Source organism: Sphaerospermopsis sp. FACHB-1094 (assembly GCF_014696195.1).
Lineage (GTDB): Bacteria > Cyanobacteriota > Cyanobacteriia > Cyanobacteriales > Nostocaceae > Sphaerospermopsis > Sphaerospermopsis kisseleviana.
This window is the reverse complement of sequence record NZ_JACJPT010000157.1, coordinates 1-9577: the sequence shown is the minus strand read 5'-3', so window position 1 is coordinate 9577 and position 9577 is coordinate 1. Positions and strand designations below refer to the sequence as shown.

Genomic DNA, 9577 nt, shown 5'->3' with positions numbered 1-9577 from the left:
ACATCATTACCCATTGGGATTGCTACAATTAAACTAATCATTACCAATGAAGAAAAAGCTATCACCCAAGCTAGGGAGTTAATTAACCGTACCAAACAAGAAGTAAAGTCTCAAACACAACAACAACAAATATTAGACATCATCGAGACAATTCTAATCTACAAACTGCCAAGAATGAATAGGGAGGAAATAGAATCAATGTTTGGACTCAGTGATTTAAAACAAACCAGATTTTATCAAGAAGCTAAACAAGAAGGTAGAGAGGAAGGTAGAGAGGAAGGTAGAGAAGAAGGTAAAGAAGAAGGAAAACTCGAAGCTAAATTAGAAGCTGTTCCTGGTTTGGTAGGATTAGGTTTGAGTCAAGAACAAATTGCCCAGGTTTTGAATTTAAGTATTGACGAAGTGAGGAACATTGTAGAGAAAATGTCAAGGTGATACGTGATAGTTGATTGATGGAATTTGTCAGAATCAGGATATCCAGGATTTGAGGATTTTCAGGATTTTGATTTTTCTGGTAATGGCGATCGCACTTTGGCTTTTTTAGCAAGGTGCGTTTTTTATTGTCTGAATCAGGATGTCCAGGATTTGCGGATGTACAGGATGTTGATAAGCTATTACAATTACAAGCTTGTTGCTAATATTCTCTAAAATAAAACTATAAAATAAAACTATAATTATTTACTGATGTATAAGTTAAGTTATGTTTGCGCTGATATCACCAGAAAAAACCCAAATTCCTGCCGGTGCTGTGGTGCGGATACCTGGAACATGGGAAGAGTATCAAACTTTATGTCAACAACGGGGCGATCGCACAATTCCACGACTAAAATATCGAAATGGGGAAGTAATCATCATGTCACCTTTGCCAAAACATGGACAAGATGCTCATGTTATCGCCAGTATAATTACTACTCTACTCGATTATGTTCAGTGGGAATTTGATGCTTTTACCCCCATAACGATGGAACTTCCCGAAGAAAGTGGAATATAACCAGATTATTGTTTTTATATTCATAACTGGCAAGCTATATCTAGCAAAAATCGGATTATTTGGACAGTTGATCCACCACCTGATTTAGTTCTAGAAATTGACGTTACCAGTTATACTCATATCAACGATTATCTACCTTATCAAGTTCCAGAAATTTGGCTGTATAAACAAAAGCAACTGTTAATTTATCAACTTCAGCAAAACAGCTATTTACTTCAAAGCTACAGCCACTATTTCCCTAATTTTGATATACATGAGATTGTTGAACAGAGTTTACAAACTGCCTATAACCGCAATACAAGTGCAGCTATACGAGAATTGAGGAAATTTCTGAACTCTGCTGAGATGTAAAAAAAATCGTTTTTTGACGACAAATGTACTTAGTAGAATAAACCCACATTCTGCACCACTAACTGTCACAGATCAAAAAAGTAGTCCCATATCATAAAAAACTGAAAATACTCATCATTAATTACCAATGTTATCATTACTTAATGACATCAATCCCTGGTTAGTTGGAATGGGATTAAACGCTATTTTATTAGGGATAGTAGCGATTATTCCTAAAAAATTACTCACCCCTGCGGGAATATTCCATGCTTGGTTATTGGGTGTAATAGTTTGGGGAACACTGGGTTGGCCAGGATATCTGGTGGTAGGGTTTTATTTTATCGTCGGTTCGGGAGTTACCCGCATCGGTATGAAAGAAAAAGAAGCCCAAGGAATTGCAGAAAAACGTTCTGGTGCAAGGGGTCCTGAAAATGTGTGGGGTTCGGCGTTAATTGCGACTTTATGCGCCCTGGGAGTGTGGCTTATACCTGATTGGAAGTTTTTGCTGTGTTTGGGCTATGTAGCGAGTTTTAGCACCAAATTATCAGATACAACTGCCAGCGAAGTGGGTAAAGCCTACGGTAAACGTACCTTTTTAATTACCACATTGCAACCTGTAGCGAGAGGTACAGAAGGGGCGGTAAGTTTAGAAGGGACTTTAGCGGGTATTATCGGATCCGTAGCGATCGCCCTTTTAGGTTGGAGTGTAAATTTAATAGATATCTTAGGAATTGTTTGGTGTGTAATAGCAGCCTTTATCGCTACCAATTTAGAAAGTGTCATTGGTGCAACATTGCAATCTAAATATACTTGGCTTACCAACGAAGTTGTCAATATCTTCAATACCCTAATTGGGGCAGTTGCAGCAATTATCCTCGCTGTTATTTGGCAAATGATATTTGTTTGAAAATTTACTAAAAATTCAAAATTTTAAACAGCAAATTTGCTGTTTTTTTCATGACTATTACTGCTCCAACACCATAGGAAATGTGTAAAAAATTGCATTTACTATTTATATGGTGTAGGTAATTTTTATAATTATTTATTTTTTCACTAACTAATTCATAAAATCTTTATCATCTTGAACCTTATTTTCCTACGGTTTTATCTATTATTTAATGGAAAAGTTGTATAGATTTTTAGGATTTTCCTCATATTTATTTCATGGAATCTTCATCATTTTTTACAATCAACGACGATCAAATCGACCTCTATCAAGTAGTCAAGTATTTACAGATTTCTGGTAAACTAAATCAGTTTATCAGCGATGTTCTGCGTCAATATGTCCTAGAGAAAGAACTAAAAACCAGAGATGATATAAATATCAGTACAGCATTAATTGAACAAGCAATTATTGATTTTCGGTTAAAAAATCAACTTACAGATCCTGAACAATTCCAAACATGGTTACAAAATAATGGTAGTGATTACGCTACATTTTATGAATCAGTTAGCTTTGGGTTCAAATTAGAAAAACTGAAAGCGGTAATTACCGAACCAAAATTACCAGAATACTTTATTGAAAGAAAGATTTATTTAGATCGAGTCGTACTTTCTCGGATCATGGTTAATAACCGAGAACTAGCAGAAGAATTACACACTCAAATTGAAGAAGGAAGTAGTTTTGAGCAACTAGCAAAAGAGTATTCCTTAGCAGATGAAAAAACCTTTAACGGTATGATGGGTCCCATTAGTCGGGGTAGTTTACCAGATATTTTGCGTGCGTCTGTAGATGCAGCTAACCTTGGACAATTGATAGGACCGATAGAAATAGAAGGAAATTTCAGTTTATTTAGATTAGAGAACATTCTACCAGCAACTTTAGAAAATACTCAACTAAAACAATCACTACAAAATGAGTTATTTGAAAAATGGCTAGGGGAAAAAATTCAAAACCTGACAGTAAAATTACAAGTGAGCTAAATATTCTGAACTATCAAACTTTACGAATAAATGCGCTAGATACTTTACCTTGGAAAAAACCGCCATTGTGCTGGTTGACTCCTGAACAACAAACAGAAGTAACCAATGAATTAGAAATTCGTCAATATCAACTTGGCGAAAAAATTTGGTTACAGGAAACAGGAGGATATCAGTTTTTTATTATCACTGGTAAAGTCCGTTTACGGGATGAAAAAAGTAAACCTGTAGCCACCTTAAATGATGGAGATTGGTTTGGTGATTTGCAACAGTTATTTACTAATTGTAAAGCTGTAGCTGCTAGTAAAGAAGTTGTAGTTGTGTGTTGGAACTCATCACTGTGGGAAAAATTGTCTCATCCTCAAATTGATGAATTTTGGCATGGGAAAGGTGACAGGGAACAAGTGACAGGTGACAGTGAAAACAGGGAAAAAGAAGAAATATCTACTTCACTGACGACATCTTATTTATCTTTACCTTCATCATCAAAATCTGCAATTTCTAATTATCCTTCTCACTATCCTTTTGTAGTGAGTGGAAATACTGCGGCAGCTTGTTTAACAATGGTGGCACAATATTTAAATAATAGTGTGCAACTAGAATGGGTACAACGTCAACTGCGGGGACAACGCCCCAAAAATGTGATAGAAACAGCGGAAAAGTTAGGGTTAGTTTTGCGGAAATTGCAGGTAAATTGGGGTGAATTACGACATTTATCTTTTCCGGCTTTACTATTATGGAAATCGGAAATAGTTAGCAGTTGGGTTGTAACTTATGGGATGAAAGGTAATTGTTTAATTATTGCCAATCCTCTCAATAATCAATGTGAATATCTCACCCAATCAGTAGTAGAATCTTGTTGGGATGGTAAATTGTGGCAAGTAGAATTAATTTCCAAACAAGAGAAATTTAATCTTTCTTGGTTCACTCCCGCAGTTTGGAAATATCGCAAATTATTAGGTGAGGTATTACTAGCTTCCTTCACTTTACAATTATTGGGTTTAGCTTCACCATTAATTACCCAAGTCATCATTGATAAAGTGATGGTGCAGGAGAGTTTAGCTACTCTCGATGTGATGGCGATCGCTCTCTTATTAGTCGCCATATTTGAAGCTCTCCTGGGTACTCTTCGACTCTTCATTTTTACCCACACCGCACGGCGTTTAGATTTGAGTTTATCAGCCCAACTTTTTCGCCATTTAATGCGTTTACCTTTGGCTTATTTTGAATCTCGCAGAGTGGGTGATACAGTCGCCAGAGTACAAGAATTAGAACAAATTCGCCAATTTTTAACAAGTACAGCTTTAACAGTAATTCTCGATAGTATCTTTGCCGTCGTTTATTTGGGATTGATGTTTTATTACAACATTCCCCTCACTTTTGTAGCTTTAGCTGTTCTCCCATTATTTGCCACTTTAACAATTATCGCCACCCCAATTTTAAGAAATTGGCTAAACGAAACTTTTAACCGCAGTGCAGACAGTCAATCATTTTTAGTAGAGACGGTTACAGGTATTCATTCTGTTAAAGCCCATGCAGCCGAACCAGTAGCTAGAGAACGCTGGGAAGGTTTATTTGCTAAGTTTATTCGCACAGGTTTTAAAGCTTCCACTACATCAAATATTAGCAGTAATATTGGTGATTTTCTCACTAATTTTTCTACATTGTTAATACTTTGGTTTGGTGCAAGATTAGTCATTGATCAGCAACTCACAGTAGGTCAATTAATCGCTTTTCAAATGTTATCAGGAAGAGTGACAGGACCCTTACTGCGGTTAGTACAATTATGGCAAAATCTCCAACAAGTGCTACTTTCTGTAGATAGAATTGGCGATATTCTCAACGCTGCCCCAGAAGCAGAAGCAGGAACGGGTTTAGTATTACCACCCCTCAAAGGTGAAGTTAATTTTGAGCAGGTTTTTTTCCGTTATAGTCCTAACACAGAACCTGTATTAAAAGGCATTTCTTTTGATATCAAACCAGGACAATTTGTGGGTATTGTCGGGCGCAGTGGTTCAGGTAAAAGTACCCTTTCTAAACTGTTGCAAAGACTTTATCAAATTGAATCAGGAAGGATTTTAATTGATGGTTTTGATCTGAAAAGTTGTGATTTAGCATCTTTAAGACAACAAATTGCTGTAGTTCTCCAAGAAGACTTTTTATTTAATGGTTCTATCTTGGAAAACATCAGTTTAGGAAATCCAGATATTACCGCAGAACAAGTTGTAGAAGCTGCCAGATTAGCAGTAGCACACGATTTTATCAGTCAATTACCTTACGGTTATGAAACTAATGTAGGTGAAAGAGGAACAGCTTTATCAGGTGGACAAAGACAACGCATTGCATTAGCGAGAATGTTTCTTTCTACCGCCCCAATTTTGATTTTAGATGAAGCAACCAGCGCCTTAGATAGTGAAACAGAACAGCAAGTATTACAAAATTTGCAAAAGATTTCTGCTAACCGTACCGTGTTTTTAATTGCCCATCGTTTTGCACCTTTAAAACGTGCAGATTTAATATTAGTCATGGAAAAAGGTATTATTGCAGAACGGGGAACACACACAGGTTTATTGCAACAAAAGGGTTTATACTGGTCACTTTATCAACGACAACAGATGAATATTTAAGGGTAAGGTGACTGGTGACTGGGGACTGGGGACTGGGGACTGGTGACTGGGGACTGGTGACTGGTGACTGGGCATTGAGCATTGGGCATTGGGCATTGGGTTATTAACTTCGCCCTGCTCCCTGCTCCCTGCTCCCTGCTCCCTGCTCCCTGCTCCCTGCTCCCTGCCTCCTATGACTCTTTATCCACCTTGGGAACAAAATCAGGGCGTTCTTTGCTTTCCCAACCTGCGGGACGTTTGGAGTTGTACCAAGCGATTGAACCGATAGTAACGGCAGCAATAAAACCAACTACATACACTAAAGTAAAAGCTAATGGAAAATGATTACCTGCTGCTGCGGGTGCTGCTGTTTCCAGTAATAATGTCATGACTATATTATCCTATTGTTTGTAACACTTCTTTACAAAGTATAAAACGAGTTGACCATCTACATCTGCCACTGGGGGAAATATTACTCACCAGGGGAGGAAGAAGAAGAACCTGGTTTCAGGCGTTCTCTCCAAGAAGGTTTGGATGGGGAAGATCCAGAGGAATTATTGTTTACAGGAGGAGCAGAATTTGAATCTTGTCTGCGGTTTCGTCTTCTAGAACGAGATGATTCTGCACCAGAATTGTTCCCTGATTGGGAATCAAAGCGCCTCCGTCTTCTGGGAGTGGACTCTTCTTGTTGTCGGTAACGTCGTCTACGTCTTGAAGTGTAGTTTGATTGCTGTTCTACTTGAGTATAATAGCTTCTGCGTCTGCGTCTGCGTCTGGTTGATGAATCACCATCATCCTGATCTGATTGTTGATCATTAGATGCTACAGATGCAACGGAAGTATTAACAATTTTTTTCGGTTTGATCGGTTGAGCTTTGATCGTACCTTTGCGATTTTCTAATTTGGGACGTGCAGGAAACTTTTCTACTGGCATTCCTTCAACGGCTTTTTCCATAAATTCATGCCAGGTATAAGCGGCGCTGGTGCTGCTACCATTGGTAGGGCGGTTATTATCATTACCTAGCCAAACTCCTGCCACTACTTGGGGAATATAGCCAATAAACCATAAATCACGGGCTTCATCTGATGTTCCTGTTTTCCCTGCTACCTGTCTATCATTTAATTGGGCAGCAGCACCAGTACCATTTGTGACTACATTGCGTAGCATCCACGTCATAATGGCGGCACTATCGGCATCTAAAGCCCGTTGAGGTTGGACATCAGCAGACCAAATCACATCACCCTGACGGTTGAGGATGCGACGAATTCCATGCGCTTCTGTATGTAAACCTTGGGTAGCAAAAGAACCATAAGCACTGGTTAATTCTAGGAGATTGACTTCGTTAGAACCAAGTGCTAAAGAGTAGGTAGGCTTGAGTTCCGATTTAATCCCCATATCCTGTGCTAGTTTAATGGTTGGCTGATATCCCACATCTATTAATACCCTTACTGCAATTGTATTAATAGAACGGGTAAGAGAATCTTTGAGATTCATTGAGCCATAGAATTTTTCACTGTAGTTTTTTGGTTCATAACCATCTACTACTAATGGTGCATCCACATAGCCATCGTAGGGACTCTTACCTGTAGCGATCGCCGCAGCATAGACAAAACCTTTAAATGTTGATCCTGGTTGTCTTTGCGCTTGAGTTACACGATTAAACTGGTTTTCGCTAAAGTCCTTACCTCCTACCATTGCTTGAATTTCCCCATTGCGGGGATCAATAGCTACTAAAGCGGCTTCTTTAAAATTTGCCCAACTACCTTGAGTTCTGAGAACTTTAGCCACTGCTGCTTCTGCTGCCTTTTGCCAAGTCGGGTTTAAACTGGTTTCTACTACTAACCCTCCTGCTGCTAACACATCAGGCTTAACATATTTTGGTAATTCCTGCTGAATGTAGGAAGTAAAGTAAGGAAACTCAACTTGAAAGCGTCTCGGTAAATTGCTATTAACTGTGAGTGGTTCTTGAATAGCGGCTTGCTGTTGTTCTGGTGTAATTATGCCATTTTCCAGCATCCTCTGTAACACTTGATTTCGCCTTGCCATAGCTGCTTGAGGATTTTTATTTGGGGCGTAAGTGTTGGGAGCAGGAGCAAGTCCGGCAATGGTGGCCATTTCTGATAAAGTCAGTTGATCCACGGATTTATTAAAATAGACCCAAGCCGCATCTGCTACACCATAAGCACCAGAACCCAAATAAACTAAATTTAGGTAACGCTCTAAAATTTGGTCTTTACTGAGTTCTTGTTCCATTTTCTGAGCCAGACGCACTTCCTTGAGTTTGCGCCAGATGGTGCGCTCTTGGGTGAGAAAGAGTATTCTTGCTACTTGTTGGGTGATGGTACTACCACCTTCCACCACATCTTGCGATCGCAAATTATTCACAACTGCTCTAAGAATACCTTGAGCATCTATCCCATTGTGCTGTTGAAATCTTCTGTCTTCTGAAGCGATAAAAGCGTTTTTTAAGTTCTCTGGGATTTGTTCTAGCTTTAGCTGTTCCCTAGTGGCTTCTCCTTGCTGTTGGAGAACAGTTCCATCACTGGCTTGAATAGTAAGTGTTTGCTCTCGTATTACCGCATTCAGTTGTGATTTATCCGGTAAAGAACTGTCTATTACACTAATTCCATAATTACAGGCAATGATCCCGCCACCTAAACCGACTACACCTAAGCCAGTCCAAAACCAGAACCGACGATAAAAAGGTTTATCGCTCCTAACAATACTGGCAACCATCCCAGATGATAAACTCGTCATCTGGTTAAGTAACTGCCTTGCCTGCACCAGCATAGTTGGCGGTAGGTTTTCAGGTGTGGACTCCTCGTTTGTGGACTCCTCGTTTTTATGATGATTCCCAAGTGGCAAGAGCAGTTTCTCCTCAGAGCTACTTCAGTTTATTATTGATGCCGAAAGGCTAGGGTTGTTGCGCTCATAGCGTTAGAACATCATACCTTATAAATAATCAATTAATTCAGGTAAAATTGATTTATTTGCCAAACCGTTATTTCCATTGGCTTTGGCAGATGATTAAATAATTTCAGGGAGATCAAGACTTATTACCAAATAGGAGAAAGTTGGTAGCTGATGCAGCAAAACTGATCCCCTGCCTCCTAGCAAGAGCATTCAGCAGCAAAAGAATGTCTAAAAAATTCGCCAGAAGTGCGATCGCTCTCGGCAGTAATATGGGTGATCCCCAAAGAACTTTAGCAGCCGCTTTAGAGACTTTAGCCCAAACCCCTGGTATTATTCTCGAAGCAAAATCCAGTTGGTATAGAACCAAAGCCGTAGGACCGCCACAGCCAGATTATTTAAATGGCTGTTCCATATTGCAAGTAGAAATATCTCCACAAGCTTTATTAACCAGCTTGTTAGCAATTGAACAAAAATTTGGTCGTGTGCGTCGAGAACATTGGGGACCGAGAACTTTAGATTTAGATTTATTGTTGTATGATGACTTAATCTTAAACGAGCCAAATCTCCAGATCCCCCATCCCCGGATGCACGAGCGAGCTTTTGTCCTAGTCCCATTGGCAGAAATTGCCCCAAATTGGAGAGAACCCCTATCTGGTTGTACAATTGAGAATCTGCTGCAAGAAGTAGACCGTTCTGATGTACATTTAGTTAAGTAGGGGTTGCTGAGAAAGTCTTTCCGTGAGGGCATAGGAGTCAGGAGTCAGGAGTCAGGAGTCAGGAGGAGATTTGAAAATTTCTTTGCCATCTCTTGAAATC

The 9577-nt window shown here is 39.2% G+C and carries 7 protein-coding genes and 1 pseudogene; 6 read left to right on the top strand and 2 right to left on the bottom strand.

What is annotated here, in order from left to right; genetic code table 11:
• The 5 genes and pseudogenes from H6F47_RS25565 to H6F47_RS25545 all read left to right on the top strand — a co-directional run.
• Window positions 1-435 (top strand): Rpn family recombination-promoting nuclease/putative transposase (locus H6F47_RS25565; RefSeq protein WP_190651578.1); only part of this gene is annotated, 435 nt, incomplete at its 5' end.
• Between the two features lie 265 nt (window positions 436-700).
• Window positions 701-1342 (top strand): annotated as a pseudogene (locus tag H6F47_RS25560) (Uma2 family endonuclease).
• A 127-nt stretch (window positions 1343-1469) separates the two neighbouring features.
• On the top strand, window positions 1470-2228 hold the full coding sequence (locus H6F47_RS25555) for a TIGR00297 family protein (protein ID WP_190651576.1): 759 nt from the start codon (window positions 1470-1472) through the stop codon (window positions 2226-2228).
• 257 nt (window positions 2229-2485) lie between these two features.
• Entirely contained in the window at window positions 2486-3244 is a 759-nt protein-coding gene (locus H6F47_RS25550; RefSeq protein ID WP_096567242.1) for a peptidylprolyl isomerase, read from the top strand.
• On the top strand, window positions 3193-5868 hold the full coding sequence (locus tag H6F47_RS25545) for a peptidase domain-containing ABC transporter (protein ID WP_190347120.1): 2676 nt from the start codon (window positions 3193-3195) through the stop codon (window positions 5866-5868). Before H6F47_RS25550 ends, H6F47_RS25545 begins: the two co-directional genes overlap by 52 nt.
• Before the next feature lie 170 nt (window positions 5869-6038).
• On the opposite strand, the gene H6F47_RS25540 is transcribed toward H6F47_RS25545, so the two are convergent.
• Window positions 6039-6236, bottom strand: coding sequence for a hypothetical protein (locus H6F47_RS25540; protein ID WP_096565707.1), 198 nt, complete (start codon window positions 6234-6236; stop codon window positions 6039-6041).
• Window positions 6237-6319: 83 nt separating this feature from the next.
• Window positions 6320-8638 carry a penicillin-binding protein 1A gene (locus H6F47_RS25535; RefSeq protein ID WP_190651580.1) on the bottom strand — a complete coding sequence of 773 codons (2319 nt, stop codon included), beginning with the start codon at window positions 8636-8638 and terminating at the stop codon, window positions 6320-6322.
• Window positions 8639-8985: 347 nt separating this feature from the next.
• Between H6F47_RS25535 and folK the strand changes: the two genes are divergently transcribed.
• Window positions 8986-9477 carry a 2-amino-4-hydroxy-6-hydroxymethyldihydropteridine diphosphokinase gene (folK, locus tag H6F47_RS25530; RefSeq protein WP_187042045.1) on the top strand — a complete coding sequence of 164 codons (492 nt, stop codon included), beginning with the start codon at window positions 8986-8988 and terminating at the stop codon, window positions 9475-9477.
• The last annotated feature ends 100 nt before the right edge of the window (window positions 9478-9577 follow it).